15 protein-coding genes are annotated in these 17,935 nt (G+C 73.1%); 10 read left to right on the top strand and 5 right to left on the bottom strand.

Annotation, left to right across the window (positions count from 1 at the left end):
- Positions 1 to 161: 161 nt before the first annotated feature.
- From dnaK to WDV06_RS05145, 9 genes are all read left to right on the top strand, one after another.
- Complete coding sequence (gene dnaK, locus WDV06_RS05185; RefSeq protein WP_395508424.1) at positions 162 to 2,057, top strand: molecular chaperone DnaK; 1,896 nt, start codon at positions 162 to 164, stop codon at positions 2,055 to 2,057.
- 9 nt (positions 2,058 to 2,066) lie between these two features.
- A complete protein-coding gene (locus WDV06_RS05180) occupies positions 2,067 to 2,684 on the top strand; it encodes a nucleotide exchange factor GrpE (protein ID WP_395508423.1) in 618 nt (205 codons plus the stop codon).
- A 6-nt stretch (positions 2,685 to 2,690) separates the two neighbouring features.
- Positions 2,691 to 3,641 (top strand): DnaJ C-terminal domain-containing protein, encoded by a 951-nt coding sequence (locus tag WDV06_RS05175; protein WP_395508422.1) that lies wholly within the window; start codon positions 2,691 to 2,693, stop codon positions 3,639 to 3,641.
- Positions 3,638 to 4,045 carry a chaperone modulator CbpM gene (locus tag WDV06_RS05170; protein ID WP_395508421.1) on the top strand — a complete coding sequence of 136 codons (408 nt, stop codon included), beginning with the start codon at positions 3,638 to 3,640 and terminating at the stop codon, positions 4,043 to 4,045. Before WDV06_RS05175 ends, WDV06_RS05170 begins: the two co-directional genes overlap by 4 nt.
- Positions 4,036 to 6,675, top strand: coding sequence for an ATP-dependent chaperone ClpB (gene clpB / locus WDV06_RS05165; protein WP_395508420.1), 2,640 nt, complete (start codon positions 4,036 to 4,038; stop codon positions 6,673 to 6,675). Before WDV06_RS05170 ends, clpB begins: the two co-directional genes overlap by 10 nt.
- On the top strand, positions 6,672 to 7,130 hold the full coding sequence (gene trxA / locus WDV06_RS05160) for a thioredoxin (RefSeq protein WP_395508419.1): 459 nt from the start codon (positions 6,672 to 6,674) through the stop codon (positions 7,128 to 7,130). The genes clpB and trxA overlap by 4 nt, the downstream gene beginning before the upstream one ends.
- A gap of 153 nt (positions 7,131 to 7,283) precedes the next feature.
- Entirely contained in the window at positions 7,284 to 9,044 is a 1,761-nt protein-coding gene (locus WDV06_RS05155; RefSeq protein WP_395508418.1) for an FAD-dependent oxidoreductase, read from the top strand.
- 119 nt (positions 9,045 to 9,163) lie between these two features.
- Positions 9,164 to 10,297: a hypothetical protein gene (locus tag WDV06_RS05150; protein WP_395508417.1), complete on the top strand. Its 1,134-nt coding sequence runs from the start codon at positions 9,164 to 9,166 to the stop codon at positions 10,295 to 10,297.
- Positions 10,298 to 10,435: 138 nt separating this feature from the next.
- Complete coding sequence (locus WDV06_RS05145; protein WP_395508416.1) at positions 10,436 to 11,005, top strand: GNAT family N-acetyltransferase; 570 nt, start codon at positions 10,436 to 10,438, stop codon at positions 11,003 to 11,005.
- Here the strand turns inward: WDV06_RS05145 and WDV06_RS05140 are convergent.
- The 4 genes from WDV06_RS05140 to WDV06_RS05125 all read right to left on the bottom strand — a co-directional run bounded on the left by WDV06_RS05140 (position 10,981) and on the right by WDV06_RS05125 (position 15,203).
- Entirely contained in the window at positions 10,981 to 11,766 is a 786-nt protein-coding gene (locus WDV06_RS05140) for a nucleoside 2-deoxyribosyltransferase domain-containing protein (protein ID WP_395508415.1), read from the bottom strand. The genes WDV06_RS05145 and WDV06_RS05140 overlap by 25 nt on opposite strands.
- Positions 11,756 to 12,622: an alpha/beta fold hydrolase gene (locus tag WDV06_RS05135; RefSeq protein WP_395508414.1), complete on the bottom strand. Its 867-nt coding sequence runs from the start codon at positions 12,620 to 12,622 to the stop codon at positions 11,756 to 11,758. Before WDV06_RS05135 ends, WDV06_RS05140 begins: the two co-directional genes overlap by 11 nt.
- Positions 12,619 to 13,512 carry a macrolide 2'-phosphotransferase gene (locus WDV06_RS05130; RefSeq protein ID WP_395508413.1) on the bottom strand — a complete coding sequence of 298 codons (894 nt, stop codon included), beginning with the start codon at positions 13,510 to 13,512 and terminating at the stop codon, positions 12,619 to 12,621. The genes WDV06_RS05135 and WDV06_RS05130 overlap by 4 nt, the downstream gene beginning before the upstream one ends.
- A gap of 170 nt (positions 13,513 to 13,682) precedes the next feature.
- Positions 13,683 to 15,203: an AMP-binding protein gene (locus WDV06_RS05125; RefSeq protein ID WP_395508412.1), complete on the bottom strand. Its 1,521-nt coding sequence runs from the start codon at positions 15,201 to 15,203 to the stop codon at positions 13,683 to 13,685.
- A 34-nt stretch (positions 15,204 to 15,237) separates the two neighbouring features.
- On the opposite strand from WDV06_RS05125, the gene WDV06_RS05120 reads away from it, so the two are divergent.
- Complete coding sequence (locus tag WDV06_RS05120; protein ID WP_395508411.1) at positions 15,238 to 16,857, top strand: CocE/NonD family hydrolase; 1,620 nt, start codon at positions 15,238 to 15,240, stop codon at positions 16,855 to 16,857.
- Here the strand turns inward: WDV06_RS05120 and WDV06_RS05115 are convergent.
- Complete coding sequence (locus WDV06_RS05115) at positions 16,822 to 17,901, bottom strand: glycosyltransferase family 2 protein (RefSeq protein ID WP_395508410.1); 1,080 nt, start codon at positions 17,899 to 17,901, stop codon at positions 16,822 to 16,824. The genes WDV06_RS05120 and WDV06_RS05115 overlap by 36 nt on opposite strands.
- Between the last annotated feature and the right edge of the window lie 34 nt (positions 17,902 to 17,935).

The raw sequence follows: 17,935 nt of genomic DNA, 5'->3' as shown, positions 1-17,935 counted from the left end.
TTGACCCGCCAGGCTCAGGCTCTCGTGCTGCTCGGTGCGCCAGTGTGGAACGTGCGGGAGCCGAGCGTGCGCGGACCACCGGCGCCGGCGCCCCACCCGTCCCTACCCGAACGATCAGATCCGCAGTGTCGGCGCGTGCCGTCGCACGGGAGGAGTTCCTCATGGCGAAGGCAGTGGGCATCGACCTGGGCACCACGAACTCGGTGATCGCCGTGTGGGAGGGTGGCGAACCCTCCGTCGTGCCCAACAGCGAGGGCAACCGTACGACACCGTCCGTGGTCGCTTTCACCGATACCGGCGAGCGCCTGGTGGGCCAGCTGGCCCGGCGCCAGGCGATCCTCAACCCCAAGGGGACCATCTACTCGGCCAAGCGGTTCATCGGCCGGCATTTCGACGAGATCTCCGACGAGGCCAGGGCGGTGGCCTACGACGTCGTCGAGGGGGACGGCGGTGCGGCACGCTTCAAGGTGCGCGACAAGCTGTACGCGCCCGAGGAGATCAGCGCCCAGGTACTGCGCAAACTCGCCGACGACGCCTCCAAGCAGCTGGGGGAGCGGGTCACGGAGGCGGTCATCACGGTGCCCGCCTACTTCAACGACGCCCAGCGCACCGCCACCAAGGACGCCGGACGGATCGCGGGACTGGAAGTGCTGCGGATCATCAACGAGCCGACCGCGGCGGCCCTCGCGTACGGCATGGACAAGAAGCAGCACGAGACCGTCCTCGTCTTCGACCTGGGCGGCGGCACCTTCGACGTCAGCATCCTCGACGTCGGCGACGGCGTGGTGGAGGTGCGGTCCACGGCGGGTGACAGTCACCTGGGCGGTGACGACTTCGACCGGCGTCTGGTGGACCACCTCGCGGACGACTTCCAGAAGGACAACGGCATCGACCTGCGCAAGGACCCGCAGGCGCTGCAACGCCTGTTCGAGGCTGCGGAAAAGGCCAAGACCGAGCTGAGTTCGGTGACGCAGACGCAGGTCAGCCTGCCGTTCGTCACCGCCGACGCGTCGGGTCCCAAGCACCTCACCGACTCGGTCATGCGGTCCACGTTCGATCAGATCACCGGCGACCTGGTGGAGCGGTGCCTGGGACCGGTCCAGCAGGCCATGGCCGACGCCAAGGTCGGCGAGAGCGACATCGACGAGGTCATCCTCGTCGGCGGTTCCACCCGCATCCCCGCCGTCCAGGCCCTCGTGCGCCGCCTGACCGGCGGCAAGGAACCCAACATGAGCGTCAACCCCGACGAGGTCGTGGCCCTGGGCGCCGCGATCCAGGCCGGGGTGCTCAAGGGCGAGGTGAAGGACGTCCTGCTGCTCGACGTGACGCCCCTGTCGCTGGGCGTCGAGACGCGCGGCGGTGTGATGACGAAGATCATCGAGCGGAACACCACCATCCCGGTGCGCCGCTCCGAGACCTTCTCCACCGCCGAGGACAACCAGCCGGCGGTCGACGTGGTGGTCCTCCAGGGCGAGCGCGAGCGGGCTGCGGACAACCGGGTCCTGGGCCGGTTCCAGCTCACCGACATCCGGCAGGCGCCGCGGGGCGAACCGCAGATCGAGGTCACCTTCGACGTCGACGCCAACGGCATCCTCGAAGTCAAGGCCCGGGACCGGGACACCGGCAAGGAACAGGGCATCACCATCAGCGAGAGCTCCAACCTCGACCGCGGCGAGGTCGAACGCATGGTCCAGGAGGCCGAGCGGAACCAGGGCCAGGACCAGGCACTCCGCAAGGCCGTCGACGCCCGCAACGAGCTCGACGCCGTTGCCTACCAGGTCGAGAGGCGCCTCGCCGAGCTGGGCGACGCCGCACCCGCGCACGAGAAGGCCCGCGCCGAGATGCTCGTGTCGGACGCCCGGGCGGCGATCAAGGAGGAGGCGGGCGAGGAGCGGGTACGGCCCCTGACCTCCGAACTCCAACAGGTCCTGGCAGGGCTGGTGGCGCATCAGGACGGTGCCGCCACCGGCGGCCCGGCCCGGGACACCACCGGGGACGGCCCGGCCGGCGGTGGCGGTGACGAGGACGTCATCGACGCCGAGTTCGACAGGACCTGAGGACCCGCCATGCCGATCCACCCCAGGGAACCCGCCCCGGCCGTGCGGGACCAGGCCGGCCCGGCCCCGGAGGGCGCCGAACGCCGTCCCCGCGGGGATCTTCCGCCCTCGGGCCCGCCGGCGGGGGCGGGGCCCGCCACGGACGAGGAACCCGGCCCCGACGCGGCCGGCGGCCCCGCACCGTCCGAGGACGAGCACACGACCGCGATCCGGGAGCTGGAGGACCGCTGGCGGCGCGCCCTTGCCGACCTCGACAACCTCCGCAAGCGTCACGCCAGGGAGCTGGAACGGGAGCGGGCGGTCGAGCGTTCCCGTACTGCCGCCGCCTTCCTGCCCGTCCTGGACAACCTCGAACTCGCCCTGGCCCACGCCGGAGCGGACTCCGGCGCGATCGTGGAGGGCGTACGGGCCGTACGCGATCAGGCGGTGAACGTCCTCGAACTGCTCGGCTACCCGCGGCACGCGGAGACCGGCATCGCCTTCGACCCGGCCCGGCACGAGGTGGTCGCCGTCGTCGAGGACCCCGACGCGCAACCGGGGACGGTCGTCGAGGTGCTGCGCCCGGGCTACGGGGACGGCGAGCGGCAGCTCAGGCCCGCCGCCGTGACGGTCGCGAAACGGGAGTGACCGGTCATGGCACGGGACTTCTACGAGGTGCTGGGCGTGTCGCGGACCGCGAGCCAGGCCGATATCCAGCAGGCATATCGCAAACTCGCCCGCAAGAACCACCCCGACGTCAACAAGGACCCGGCGGCGGAGGAACGCTTCAAGGACCTCAACGAGGCGTACAGCGTGCTGTCGGATCCGAAGACCCGGGCCCGCTACGACCGCTTCGGCGAGGACTTCCGAAAGGTCCCCGAGGACTTCGACGAACGGGTCGCGGCCGGCGCGGGCGGCTTCCGCGCAGGGAGGACGGCGGGCGCGGGAGGCCCCCGCGTCCGGTACGCCACCGGCTTCGGCGACGACTTCGGTGCGGACGGCGTCGACTTCGAGGACCTGCTCGGCTCGATGTTCGGAGCAGGCGCCCCCCGCGGTGGTGTACCGGGAGCCGACCAGGAGGCCGAGCTGCCGCTCACCGTGGAGGAGGCGTTCAGGGGCGGCCGTCGCACCGTCACCCTCGCCGGTCCCGCCGGTCAGCCGCGGCGGTACGAGATCAACGTGCCGCCGGGCGTCACCGACGGACAGCGCATAAGGCTGGCGGGGGAAGGCGGCCGGGGGAGTGGTGACGCCCCCGGAGGCGACCTCTACCTGCGGGTGCGCATCCAGCCCCACCCCCAGTTCCGGCTGGACGGCCGTGATGTCCACGTGCAGGTGCCGGTCACTCCCTGGGAGGCGGCCCTGGGCGCGACCGTGCCGGTGCCCACCCCTGGCGGTGGCACGGCCAAGGTCGCCGTGCCGGCGGGCTCGTCCAGCGGTCGGCGGCTGAGGCTGCGCGGCGAGGGCATGCCCCACCCGCGCGGCGCCGACGGCGACCTGTACGCCGAACTCCGCGTCATGGTGCCGCCCACCCTGGGCGACCGGGAGCGCGAACTGTTCGAGGAGCTCGCCGCCACCTCCTCCTTCGACCCCAGGAGGACACGATGAACGACCGACCCTCGGGAGCGCCGGGCACCGGCCGGGCCGGTGCGGGCGCCCGTCCGGTACGAACGGGCGCCGACATCACCGTCTCGACGGCCGTCCGGTACGCGCTCGTGCCCGTCCACAGACTCTCCCTGGACGCCGTGGCCCGTCTCTCGGGCCTCCACCCCGACCTGATCCGCCGGTTCGTCGCCCTCGGACTGGTCGATGCCGACCGCGACGCGGCGGGGCACCTGGTGTTCGACCCCACGGCCCCGGCGGTGCTCGCCCGCATCCAGCGGCTGCGCTCCGGACTCTGCCTCAACTACGCCTCGATCGGTCTGGTGCTCGACCTGCTCGATCGCATCAGCCTGCTCGAAGCCGCCCTGCGCGGCCGCGGCACGAGGAGTGAAACACCCCCATGGACATGAACCACCTGACCCAGAAGTCCCAAGAAGCACTCCAGGAAGCCCAGACCGCGGCCGTCGGCATGGGGCAGACCGAGGTCGACGGGGAACACCTGCTGCTCGCACTCCTCGATCAGGAGGACGGTCTGATCCCCGGGTTGCTGCAGCAGGCCGGCACCGAGCCGAGCGAACTGCGCGAGGCCGTGCGCGAGGAACTCTCCCGCCGTCCCAAGGTCACCGGCCCCGGCGCCGCACCCGGCCAGGTCTTCGTCACCCAGCGCCTTTCCCGCCTGCTCGACGCGGCCGAACGGGAGGCAAAGCGCCTCAAGGACGAGTACGTGTCCGTGGAGCACCTCCTGCTCGCCCTGGCCGAGGAGGGCTCTTCCACCAAGGCCGGACGCCTGCTCAAAGAGGCCGGCATCACCAGGGACTCGTTCCTGGGCGCGCTCACCCAGGTCCGCGGCAACCAGCGCGTCACCTCCGCCAACCCCGAAGTCGCCTACGAAGCCCTGGAGAAGTACGGCCGCGACCTGGTCGGGGAGGCAAGGGCCGGCAGGCTCGACCCGGTCATCGGCCGGGACGCGGAGATCCGTCGCGTCACCCAGATCCTCAGCCGCAAGTCCAAGAACAACCCGGTGCTCATCGGCGACCCGGGCGTCGGCAAGACCGCCATCGTCGAGGGCCTCGCCCAGCGCATCGTCCGCGGTGACGTGCCCGAAGGACTCCGCGACAAGATCGTGTTCGCTCTTGACATGGGTTCCCTGGTCGCCGGGGCCAAGTACCGCGGTGAGTTCGAGGAACGCCTCAAGGCCGTGCTCAGCGAGGTCAAGGCCGCCCAGGGGGGCATCCTGCTCTTCGTCGACGAACTGCACACCGTCGTGGGCGCGGGTGCCGCCGAAGGAGCCATGGACGCGGGCAACATGCTCAAGCCGATGCTCGCGCGCGGAGAGCTCCACATGATCGGCGCCACCACCCTCGACGAATACCGCAAGCACATCGAGAAGGACGCCGCCCTCGAACGCCGCTTCCAGCAGGTGGTGGTCGACGAGCCGAGCGTGGAGGACACCGTCTCCATCCTGCGCGGACTGCGCGAACGCCTGGAGGTCTTCCACGGTGTGAAGATCCAGGACACCGCGCTGGTCTCCGCGGCCACCCTCAGCCACCGCTACATCACCGACCGGTTCCTGCCGGACAAGGCCATCGACCTCGTGGACGAGGCGTGCGCCCGGCTGCGTACCGAGATCGACTCCATGCCCGCCGAACTCGACGAGATCACCCGCCGCGTCACCCGCCTGGAGATCGAGGACGCCGCCCTCTCGAAGGAGACCGACCCCGCCAGTGAGGCCCGCCTGCGGGAGCTGCGCAGGGAACTGGCCGACCTGCGCGCCGAGGCCGACTCCAAGCGCGCCCAGTGGGAGGCCGAGAGGCAGGGGATCCGCCGTGTGCAGGAGCTGCGCCAGGAACTGGAGCAGGTCCGCCTGGAGGCGGAGCAGGCCGAACGCGCCTACGACCTCAACCGCGCCGCCGAACTCCGCTACGGCCGCCTCCGGGACCTGGAGCGCCGGCTTGCCGCGGAGGAGGAGCAACTGGCCGCCAAACAAGGGCCGAACCGGCTGCTGCGCGAGGTGGTCACCGAGGAGGAGATCGCCGAGATCGTCGCCGCCTGGACGGGCGTACCCGTCGCCCGCCTCCAGGAGGGCGAACGCGAGAAGCTGCTGCGCCTCGACGAGATCCTGCGCGAGCGCGTCATCGGCCAGGACGAAGCCGTCAAGCTCGTCGCCGACGCCATCATCCGTGCCCGCTCCGGCATCCGCGACCCCCGCCGGCCCATCGGCTCGTTCATCTTCCTCGGCCCGACGGGCGTCGGGAAGACCGAGTTGGCCAAGACCCTGGCGCGGGCCCTGTTCGACTCCGAGGAGAGCATGGTGCGGCTCGACATGAGCGAGTACCAGGAGCGGCACACCGTCAGCCGGCTCATGGGTGCACCGCCCGGATACGTCGGCTACGAGGAGGGCGGCCAGCTCACCGAGGCCGTACGCCGCAAGCCGTACTCGGTCGTGCTGTTCGACGAGGTCGAGAAGGCGCACACCGATGTCTTCAACACCCTGCTGCAGATCCTCGATGACGGCCGTATCACCGATGCCCAGGGCCGTACCGTCGACTTCCGCAACACCGTGATCATCATGACGTCCAACATCGGCTCCGAGCACCTCCTCGACGGCGCCACCGCCGAGGGCGAGATCAAGCCGGAGGCCCGCGCCCTGGTGATGGGCGAACTGCGCGGACACTTCCGCCCGGAGTTCCTCAACCGCGTCGACGACATCGTGCTGTTCAAGCCGCTCGGTGAGCGGCAGATCGAGCGGATCGTGGAGCTGCAGTTCGACGAGCTGCGGCAGCGGCTGGCCGAGCGCCGCATCACCGTCGAACTCACCGCTAACGCAAGGGAGCTGATCGCCCACCAGGGCTACGACCCGGTGTACGGGGCCCGGCCGCTGCGGCGCTACATCTCCCACGAGGTCGAGACGCTGGTCGGGCGCGCCCTGCTGCGCGGCGACGTCCAGGACGGTGCGACGGTGCGCGTCGACGCCGAGCACGGAGAGCTGGTGGTCACCTACGACCGGCAGCAGGGGGCTTGGGAAGCGAGGGCGGCGTGAACACCACCCGGACGACGACGGTTGCCTGCCCGAACTGCGGGCGCGGCAACCGGATTCCCGTGGCCGCCGAGGGACGGCCCAGGTGCGGCCACTGCAAGCAGCCGCTGCCCTGGCTCGTGGACGCCGGCGACGACGACTTCGCCGAGGTGGCCGAGCGGGCCTCCGTGCCCGTGGTCGTCGATCTCTGGGCCACCTGGTGCGGCCCCTGCCGCATGGTCAGCCCCGCCCTCGAACAGGTCGCCCGCGACCTCGCCGGACGGATCAAGCTCGTCAAGGTCGACGTCGACAAGAACCCACTGCTCAGCCGTCGGTTCGACGTGCAGGCCGTCCCCACCCTCCTCGTCCTGGACAAGGGCGAGACGATCGCCCGGCAGTCCGGTGCGGCACCCGCACACGTCCTGCGCGCGTGGGTCGAGCGGGCGATGGCGGGCCGGCCGGTCGCCGACCGCGGCTGAGCATCCCGTCCATGGAAGGAGAACCCTCATGGCCACGATTCCCCACCCGCACCCGGCGATGGTGCGCCCGGTCACGCCGCGTACCCCGGAGGGCTCCTCGCCCCTCGAACACGCCGGACGGCGCCGGTGCCTCGTTCACGAGGGGCCGGTCCGATGAGCATGACCGAGCACAAGCACGGTGCGCTCCGCGAGACACCCGACCGGTACGGGGCGTTTCCGCGTCTGACACCGGAGCAGCTTCAGGACCTGACCGCGCAGGGCGAACGCCGCAGGGTCGCCGAGGGCGAGCTGCTGTACCGCGAGGGTGAGCCGTTCCGGGAATTCCTCGCGATCCTCAGCGGCACCGTCGAGATCCTCCACGACCACGGTGGGCCCGAGGAGCACACGGTGGCCGTGCACGGGCCCGGCAGGTTCCTCGGTGAACTCGGTCTGCTGGAGGGCCAAGCCGCGTTCGACACCGCCGTGATGCGCCAGAGCGGCGAGGTCCTGGCCGTGCCGGTGGAGCGGCAACGGGCCCTGGTCGATCGCGACCCCGTCCTCGGTGACCTGATCCTGCGCGCCTACCTGGGCCGCAGGTATCTGCTCATCGGCCTCGGCGCCGGCTTCCGGATCCTGGGCTCGTGCTATTCACCGGACACCTTGCGGCTGCGTGAGTTCGCCGCCCGCAACCGGCTGCCCCACCGATGGGTGGACCTGGAGAAGGACAGGGAGGCCGACGCGCTGCTGCGCCGGTTCTCGATCCGGCCCGAGGAGACCCCGGTGGTCCTCTGGAAGGGCGAGCGGGTGCTGCGCAATCCGAGCAACGCCGAACTCGCCCGGCTCATCGGGCTGCCCGCCCCGGTGCCGGAGGCCACGCGGTGCGACGTGATGGTGGTCGGCGCGGGCCCGGCGGGACTCGCCGCCTCCGTGTACGGCGCCTCCGACGGCCTCACCACGGTCACCGTCGACGCGGTGGCCACCGGAGGCCAAGCCGCCACCTCGTCCCGCATCGAGAACTACCTCGGCTTCCCGTCGGGCATCTCCGGGGGCGAACTCATCGAACGCGCGGTGCTCCAGGTCCACAAGTTCGGCGCCCGCCTCATGGTGCCGGCCCAGGTCACGGGGCTCACCCCGCAGGACGGCGAGTACGTCGTCACCTTCACGGACGGGTCCACGGCGCGGGCGGGCGCCGTGGTGCTCGCCTCGGGCGTGTGGTACCGCAGGCTTGAGGTCCCCGGCATCGACCGCGTGGAGGGCATCAGCGTCCACTACGCGGCGACCGTCCACGAGGCCGGTCTCTGCCGGGCGGATCCGGTCGCCGTGGTGGGCGGCGGGAACTCCGCCGGTCAGGCATCGCTGTTCCTCGCGAACCACGCCTCCCGGGTCCATCTGCTCGTCCGGGGCGGCGACCTCAACGCGGACATGTCGCGCTACCTGGTGGATCAGGTGGAACGGCACCCGAAGATCGACGTGTTGCTCCACACCGAAGTCCGGGGCATCTCGGGGGAGGGGAAGCTGGAGTCGCTGGTCGTGGAGGACAACGCAAGCGGTGAGCGCCGCGAGCTGCGGGCCGCGGCGCTGTTCGTGTTCATCGGGGCCCGGCCGCGCACGGATTGGCTCCAAGGCGTGCTGGCCCTGGACGAGAAGGGCTTCGTCCTCACCGGCGCCGACGCTCAGGCAGCGGCCGACGCATCCCGGTGGGAATCGCTCGGCCGCGGTCCGCTCCTGCTGGAGACGACCCTGCCAGGGGTCTTCGCAGCCGGCGACGTGAGGAGCGGTTCGGTCAAACGAGTGGCCTCGGCCGCCGGTGAGGGAGCCATGGCGATCCGCTTCGTGCACGAGCACCGGGAGGTGTCGGGCAACCTGGTCCGCCCCGCAGGCCCCGCAGGCCCCGAAGAAGGGCCTCGGCCGGCGGCGGGTCGGTCGGTGCCCTGACGGTGACCGCCCCTGACGGCCCCCGACACGCGGCCCGACCCGTACGGCGTCGTCGCCGTGAAGGCGTCCCGCGGGCGCCTGCGATCGTCGAGGCGGCCGAGGAGGAGAAGGGCCGGGTCATGCATACGTCGCCCCAGGACGTCACGGTCGTGGCCCTTCTGGCCGATCCGTACGCGCCGACGGACATCGCGCGGCGCGTGGCCCGGGTACTTGCCACTCGACTCGCCGACCGCTCGGGCCAGGGGCGTCGCTTCGACGTCAGGGTCGTCAGTGAGCCCTTCACCGCGGGGACCGAGGACCCGCACACCCTGATGCGCCGGATCAAGGACCGCGGAAGCACGGAGGACTGGGACATCATCGTGGCCCTCACCGACCTTCCCCTGCACTCACACGGGCGCAGGATCGTTGCGGATCTGAGTCGCGAGCACGGGCTGGCGCTGCTTTCGCTCCCTTCTCTCGGGGGTCTGCGCCTGCAGTCGAGGGCCCGGCGGGCCGTGGAGGAAGCCGTGCTTGGCTTGGCGGGTCCGCAGGACACCGGCGTCGGGGAGGCTCCCCAGGGGCAGCGGCATCCGGGACCGTTTTCCGGTCGTCTCACGCCCATCCGTCCGGGCCGGATCGGGGAGGAGGAGACCGCCGATCTGCGGTACGTCGTCAGCGGGTCACGCGGCTACCTACGGGTGCTCCTCGGTATGGTCCGCGCCAACCGGCCTTGGCGCTTGGTGCCGGGGCTGTCGAAGGCTCTGGCGGCCGCACTCGCCACGGGGGCCGTCGCCACCGTGAACTCCACCGTCTGGACTCTCGCCGAGGCCCTGAGCGCACCGCGCCTCGTGATCGCCACGGTCGGATCTGTCGCGCTCATGATCGGCTGGCTGATCGTGGACGCGGAGCTGTGGCATCGCCCAGCCGAGGGTTCGCCGGAGGCGAGGAAGAAGGCGAGGCTCTACAACGCGTCGACGGTCCTGACCGTAGGGATCGGGGTGCTGGTCTGCTATGCCGGACTCCTGCTCATCAACGTGGTGTGGGCGGTGTTCATCCTCAATGATCAGGTGTTCGCCTCCACGACACGAGAACCGCTGGACGCGACGGACTACTGGACGTTGTCATGGTTCGTCGCTTCGACCGCGACAGTGGGCGGCGCGCTGGGCTCCGGCCTGGAGAGCGACGAGGCCATCCGGGCAGCCGCCTATTCCAAGCGCGAACAGGAACGACTCCACATGCTGCAGGACGACCACGACGTCCAGCGGATGACCTGAGCCGGGGCAGGGGCGCCGGTTGACGCCGACCGGAGCTCCTGAGGGTGCGTCGACCCGTTCTTTCCCGGGCCCCGGGCCCCGCGGCGCATTCGGCTGAAACCAGACCTCACCGGGGCAGGTCGGTCATAGCCTCGGGTCATGACCACGACGCATGCCAGCACGTACGAGTTCCGCAGCGCCCGGCCCGAGGACGCCGAGGCCATCGACGGCCTCGACGGGTCCTTCACCACCAGTACCGTCTTCGAAGTGGACGTCACCGCGGACGGGTTCGCCCTGCGCGAGGTCCCGGTGGACCCGCCGCTGGTGAAGGTGTTCCCCGACGACGGCGGAGGCGACGGGGAGGACGGCGCGGAGGGCGAGGACGCCGACAGCCGCACGTTCGTGGCCGTCGGCGCCGACGGCGACCTCGCCGGCTTCGCCGCCGTGTCCTACTCGGCGTGGAACCGGCGGCTGACCATCGAGGACATCGAGGTCGCCCCCGGTCACCGCGGCAAGGGCATCGGCCGTGCGCTGATGCGGCACGCGGCCGACTTCGCCCGCGAACGCGGCGCCGGACACCTGTGGTTGGAGGTGACGAACGTCAACGCCCCGGCCATCCACGCCTACCGGCGGATGGGCTTCGCCTTCTGCGGCCTGGACACGGCCCTGTACCAGGGCACCGAGTCCGAAGGCGAGCACGCGCTCTACATGAGCAAGCCCTGTCCCTGAGCCGCCAGCAGACGGCTGACGACGGGGCCCCGGCCGTCGCCCGGCGCGACCGAGGCGGTCAGCAGCCAGGCGGCGGCACCCTCCGGCTCCGGCGCCGGGGCGTACCACTCGACACGTGCGTCCAGCAGCCGGTCACCGGCCTCCCGGCCGGACGCGTACCAGGCCTGGAACTCGTCCGTCCGCCACACCGTCAGCGGCACCGCCCGCTCGCCGCCCCCGCGTACGGCCCCCGGTCCGACCGCGCGCAGGGCGGCCCCGGCGGCACCGGTCAGGGTCCGCTCCACCGGGACCCCCAGGGCCTCGGCGAAGTGGAGCAGGTAGTCCATGCGCTCGGCCCGGGGCGGCGCCCCGAGCACGGCTCGCCCGGACCCGCACCACGCGCCCCATTTGACGTTCGACACCAGGCCCGGCAGCCGCGCCATGTCGCGGGGGATCCAGAACAGGACGACGTCGCAACGTCGCATCGCCTCCTCCTCCCAGACGATCTGGTCGGCGTACGCCGGGTAGGAGCCGCCGGGCACCGGCTCGGGCAGGAACACGGCCAGGCGCCCGGCGCCGGACCACAGGGACCGCAGCGCGGCGACGGCGTCCGGCCGCCACGACGGCTCGGCGGGGTCGGTGGGGGTCGGGCCGCACAGGTACACGGCGGCGGCCCACGACCGCGGCGGCTCCTCTCCGACGTGGACGACCACGACCTCCGGGGGGACGGAGACGGGGGCGGAGGCGGGTGCGGGTGCATGTGCGGGGGTGTCAGGGGACACGGGACGCTCCGGGATCGGTCGGGGCCAGGGCGGCGAGGAAGTCGAGCAGGAGGGAGTTGAAGTCGTCGGGGCGTTCCAGGAACCCCAGGTGGCCGGCGTCCGGCAGCTGCGCGTAGCGGGCGCCGGGGATCGCGGCGGCGACCTCCCGGCCCAGCGGGGCGGGCGCCAGCACGTCGTCGGCGAAGCCCACGACCAGGACGGGCACGCCGATCCCGCCGTAGGCGGCCAGCCGGTCGGGGACCGGCGCGGCCGGGCTGCGGCCCGCGGCCGACGGGCCCGTCAGCGCGGCGACTTCGAACAGGTCGAGCCATTGCGCCGCGGCGCCCTCGTCGGCGAGGGTCCTGGGGGAGAGGTTCTGCACCAGGCGAACGAAGGCCTCGTACTCGGCGGGCAGCCGGGTTCCGGCGGCGGCGGTCGCGGCCTCGGCGCGTGCCAGCGCCTCGCCCACCGCGTCGGGCCGGCCCCGGGTCGCCGCGAGCAGGGCGCCGCTCGCCAGGTGCGGGTCGCTCAGCAGCAGTTCCTGGACGGCGAGCGCGCCGAGGGAATGGCCGACCAGGGGGCAGGGCGGCGCGCCGAGCGCCGCCAGCAGCTCCCGCAGCCGCTCGGCCGGGTCCGCCGGACCGCCGGTCCCCGGTCCGTGGTCGAAGGTGACCACCCGGTGGCCCGCCGAGGTCAGCGCGGGCACCTGATGGTGCTCCCAGATCCGCCCGGAGCCTGCGGCGCCCGCGACCAGGACCACCGGCGGCGCATCCCCGGGCAGTACGTGCCCGGGCTGGTGGAGGGTGTACGCCGTCCCGGCGGGCGTGTGCCCCGTCCTGCGCCCGTGCCCCTCGGTCCGCTGCGGCGCGGCCCTCACGGCGCCATCCTGCGCAGCGCCGTCCCGGTCCACGCCGGGCGGCCGGTGTCCAGGCCGCGCAGCGCCACGTGGACCCACAGGAAGGAGGCCCGCGCCAGTACGTGCGCCCGCAGGCCGGGACGCACCTCGCCGCCCGCCGCCCGGTAGGCCGCCAGGAGGCGGTCCAGGACGGGGGTGCCCCCCGCGTACAGCATGTCCACGAAGTCGGCCGCGGGGTCGCCGACGTCGGCGTTGGCCCAGTCCAGCAGGCCGGAGAGGACCGGCGGGCCGGACGGGGGGCGCACCACCAGGGTGTGTCCGGGGTGTACGTCGCCGTGGACGAGCGTCAGCCGGTCGGGCCACAGCCGTTCGTCGTCCAGCCAGGCCCGCCAGCGGCGCACCCCGGCCGCGGGCAGGGGCAGTTCGGCGCGGGCGCGGTCGAGCCGGTCCGCGATGCGCGCGCGCACGGAGCCGGGGTCCGCCCCGGCGCGGGCCGCCAGGACCGGGGAGCCCTCCAGCGGGGTGGTGTGCACCGCGACGAGCGCCCGGGCGAGGGGCTCCAGGTAGTGGGCGGGGTGGGCCAGCGGGTCCACCGACCAGTCGTAGACCAGGGTTTGGGGATCCTCCGTGCCGGCCGGGGCACCGGACAGGCGCGGGTAGGCCACCAGGCCCGGGGTGTGCAGGCGCCAGTAGGGCACGGGCACGGGGATCCGGTCGCGTACGGCGGTGAGCACGGCCCCCTCGAAGGCCAGCCGGGCCGAGGCCTCGGCCCGGCGCGGCCGGCGCAGGATCCACCAGGTGCCGTCCACCCCCCGGACGTGCAGCACCCGGAAGTCCCAGCCCGAGTCGTCGACACGGGCGGTCGCCGGTTCCAGCGCCACCCCCAGCCGCCGCGAGACCCACGCGACCACGCCCGCGGGCTCCGCCGACTCCGCCAGGTCCGCCGGGGCGGTCGGGTGTGCCGGGAGGGGCGGGTGTGTGTGGTCGGCCGGGGCGGCCGGGTTTCCGTGCGCCGGGACGGGCGGGCTCGCTGACCCGGCTCCGGCTGCGGCCGGCCCGGACGGGGTGCCCGTCGGCCGGCTCAACGGGGGCCTCCCGTCGCGGCCAGGTAGCGGTCCCGCGTCGCGGTCCGGTCGACCTTGCCGGTGTGGGTGCGCTCCAGCTCCGGGACCGGTACCAGCAGGCTGGGCACCAGGTGCGGGGCCGTCGACTCCGCGAGCCGGGCCCGCACACCGGAGGCCACCTCGGCGGGGTCGTGGTCCGGCAGCGGGACGAAGAAGGCCGCCAGGGTGCTGTGCTCGCCGCGGTCCACCCGTACGGCTGCCGCCTCCAGCACACCGGCACAGCCGCCGACCAGGCCCTCCACCTCGACGAGGTCCACCCGGTGGCCCCGGATCTTGACCTGGTGGTCGGAGCGGCCGCGGAAGACCAGCGCGCCCGAGGGCGCCGCCGTGACCAGGTCCCCGGTCCGGTACCAGCGGACGCCGCCCTCCTCGCGGAACCGGGCCGCCGTGGCCCGTGCGGCGGCGTGGTAGCCGAGGGCCAGGCCGGGCCCGGACACCAGCAGCTCACCGCTGTCGTCGACGCGCTGGCCGACGTGCGGCAGGGGCAGCCCGATGGGCAGGTCGCCGCCGGTGTCCGGCAGTTCGGGCGCACCCGGTCCGGCGAGCTGCACAGCGTGGGTGACCAGGGCCGTCTCGGTGGAGCCGTAGGTGTTGAGCAGCCGCACCCCGTCCGCACCGAGCCGGTGCCAGCGCTCCAGCATGTCGGCGCGCACCGCCTCGCCGCCGATGACCACCGTGCGCAGGGACGGCGGCAGGGCGGCTCCCTGGTGCAGCAGGTCACCGGCCAGGGCGTGCCAGAAGCCGGTCGGCAGCACCGCCACCGTGACCTCCTGGTCCTCGGCGACCTGGGCGAAGCGCTCGCGCGCCGCGTCGTCGACGACCAGGGTGGCACCCCCGGTCAGGGCCGGCAGGATCTCCTCCAGGCTCGTGTCGCCGCCGGCGCCGTGGAAGTGCAGCACGGTCGCGTCCGGCCCGATGCCGTACAGGGCGCGCAGCGGCGGCACCACGGCGGCCAGCGCCCGGTGCGGCACCACGACCCCCTTGGGTTCGCCGGTGGAGCCCGAGGTGAACAGGACGTATGCCGGGTCCTCGGGCCGGACGCCGCGGCCGGCCCGGGCGGCGGTGGCGGCGGGCGCCGCCGCCGCGGGTGCCCAGCGCGGGCGGACCACCCGCCCCAGGGGCGGCTGCCAGCCGGTGCCGGCCGTCGCTACGGCCTCCTCGACGCCGAGCCGGGACAGGATCGACTCCAGCCGGGCCGGGGGATGCGCGGCCTCCAGCGGCACGTACGCGCGGCCCGCCGCGAGCACGCCCAGCAGGGCGGCCACGTCGCGGACCGAGTGGTGCACGACCACCCCGACCGGCGGCTGGGGCCCGTCCGTGCGCGGCGTGACGGAGCCGGCCACCTCCAGCACCCAGGCGGCGAGCGTGCCGTAGCCGACCACGAGCCCGTTGTCGACCACGGCCGGCCGCGCCGGATCGGTACGGGCCGTCTCGAAGAACGGTTCCAGGAAATCAATTCCGGAATTGCCGGGATGCATTGTGAACTTCCTCGTCCTGATGGAATATGGGCGGGTGCGAATTCTTGTGGAACATGAACTGGAAATACCCCTGCGCGACGGCACCTTATTGAAAGCCGACCTCTACCGCCCGGACACCGGCGATCCGGTTCCGGTGCTCGTGCGCCGGACTCCGTACGGGAAATCGGGCGCTCCGGGCGGCGCCTCCGTCGACGGCATGCGCCTGGTCCGCGCCGGCTACGCGCTGCTGGTGCAGGACGTCCGCGGCCGGTTCGGCTCCGGCGGCGCCTTCGAGCCGTACTGGCACGAGGCCGAGGACGGCGCCGACACCGTCGCGTGGGCGGTGCGCCAGCCGTGGTGCGACGGCTCCGCGGGGATGTTCGGCCGCTCCTACGAGGCGATGGCCGCGCTCCTGGCCGCCGCCGAACGCCCGCCGGGACTCGGCGCGATCGTTCCCCACGTGGCAGGATCGGGCTTCGACGAGGGCTGGACCCGCCAGGGCGGCGCCTTCCAGCTGGGCTTCGTCCTGTACTGGGTGCTCTACGACCTGCTGCTGGACGGGGCCGGCCTGGAGGGAGCCGAGCGGGAGGAGGTGGCCCGGGCGGTCGACCGGATCGACGAGCTCTACCGCGACCCGGACGCCGCCTCGGACCTGCTCGACCGGCTGGCCCCGTACTACCGGCGGTGGCGTGCGCACCCGGCCGGCCACCCGTACTGGCGGCGAGCCTCCCCGCGGGATTCCTATCCGGCGATCGACGTCCCGGTCCTCCATCTCACCGGCTGGTACGACATATTCCTGGCCGGCGCCCTGGAGAATTACCGGGGAATTCGGGACTGCGGACGGTCCTCGCGGCTGGTGGTCGGTCCGTGGTCCCACTGCGTCACGGGCGGAATTTTCCCGCAGCGCCGTTACGGGCTGGCCGCCGACGAACGCAGCGTCGACGTCACCGGGCTGCACCTGGACCATTTCGACCGGCATCTGCGCGGGCGGCCCGGCACGGCGGCGGCGGAGCCGGTGCGGCTGTTCCTCACCGGCGCCGACACCTGGCGCACCGTCCCCGACTGGCCCGTCCCCGGTACCCGGGACCTCGTACTGCACCTGGACGGCGACCGCCTGACGCCCGCCGGCCCCTCCGCGGCCGCCGGCGCCCGCCGGCTCCGCCACGACCCGGCCGACCCGGTGCCCACCACGGGCGGCGCCACCGCCCAGCCCGGCCAGTTCACCGGAGGCGACTGCGGCCCGCTGGACCAGCGCGAGGTCGAAGGCCGCGCCGACGTCCTGTGCTTCACCGGCGACGAGCTCACCGAGCCGCTGACCGTCGTCGGCGACACCGTCCTGACGGTGTACGTCACCCCGGACGCCGCGGGCGCCGACGTGACGGGCAAGCTCGTCGACGTGTACCCCGACGGCCGGGCCGAGCTGCTGTGCGACGGCGTGCGCCGCCTCCCGCCGGGGGCGGGTACCGCGCCCGCCCCCGGCGCACCGGTCGAGGTCACCGTCGCGCTGGGCGCGGTCGGCCACGTGTTCCGCCCGGGTCACCGGATCCGCCTGGAGGTCGCGGCCAGCAACGCGCCGCGCTTCGACGTCCACCCGCCGGTCCCCGCCCGCCACACCGTCCACCACGGCGGCGACCACCCCTCACGCCTGCTGCTGCCGCACCTGGCCGGCGGCTGACGGGCCGGGCGGGCCGGCGGCGTCCGGGTGGAAGACCGAGAGGTCGGCCACCTTCTCGATCCGCCGGCCCGCCTCCCAGTGCGCCCGCCGCAGCCGGCGCAGCTGGGCACCGGTCAGCCTGGTGCTGTGCTGCGGGATGGACCGGACCATCCGCGCCCGCTTGGCGGAGGCGGGGTACCGCTCGCGGACCCGGTAGGGGTCGTTGAGGAGGTGGTGGGCGGTCCCCACGTGGAAGGCCGCCTTCAGCAGCGCGTAGTACGCGGCCGCCCCCACCCCCTTGTCGCGGGCGCAGTGCAGGAGCGTCCGCGACGCCTCCCACAGCCGCCACACCACCGGCACCGCCGGCGTGGTGAAGACACCGGTCTCCTGGGCGATGCCCTCGCCGACGCCGTAGCGGAAGTAGCTGCGCATGTTGGCGAAGCCGTGCTGGGCGTCGTGGAAGATCCGCGCCTCCGGCAGGTACACCACCGGGATGCCCGCCAGCTGGAGCCGGAAGTCGAACTCCCGGTCCTCGCACCAGTGGATCAGCTCGTCGAAGTGGTAGCCGCCGATGTGCTCGACGATGTCGCGGTTGTAGATCAGCGGCGGGGACAGCGCACTGACGTAGTCCCCCTCGTCGAACTCCCTCACCCGCGCGGTCAGCCGGCTCAGCAGCCCCTCCGACTCCCCGTACACCACCTGGCCCTTGACCACGGGGGCGGTGAGCACCGCGCGGACCATGGCGCGGACCACGCCGGGGGCGAAGGTGCAGTCGGAGTCCATCAGCAGCAGGTACCGGCGGTCCGTGGCGGCGGCCCCCGCGTTGTAGGCGGCGCCCAGGTTGCCGACGTCCTCGATCTCGGTGACGGTCAGCGGACGGGGGTGCTCGGCGATCAGCTTCAGGACCGCGTCGCTCGGTCCGTTGAGCGCCAGGACGATCTCGACGTCCTCGTCGATCGAGGCGATGCAGTCGGCGATGCGCAGGTCGTCGCGCAGGGCGATGACCACACTGGTCCGGGCGATGCCCTTGTCGACCTCCGCCTCGTCCACCAGGTCGGTGGCCATGTCGTTCTCCCTCGGCAGGCTCGTGTGCGTACGG

The organism is Streptomyces racemochromogenes, assembly GCF_044129415.1.
GTDB lineage: Bacteria > Actinomycetota > Actinomycetes > Streptomycetales > Streptomycetaceae > Streptomyces > Streptomyces racemochromogenes_A.
The sequence above is the reverse complement of the archived record's forward strand: the minus strand, read 5'-3'. Positions and strand labels throughout refer to the sequence as shown.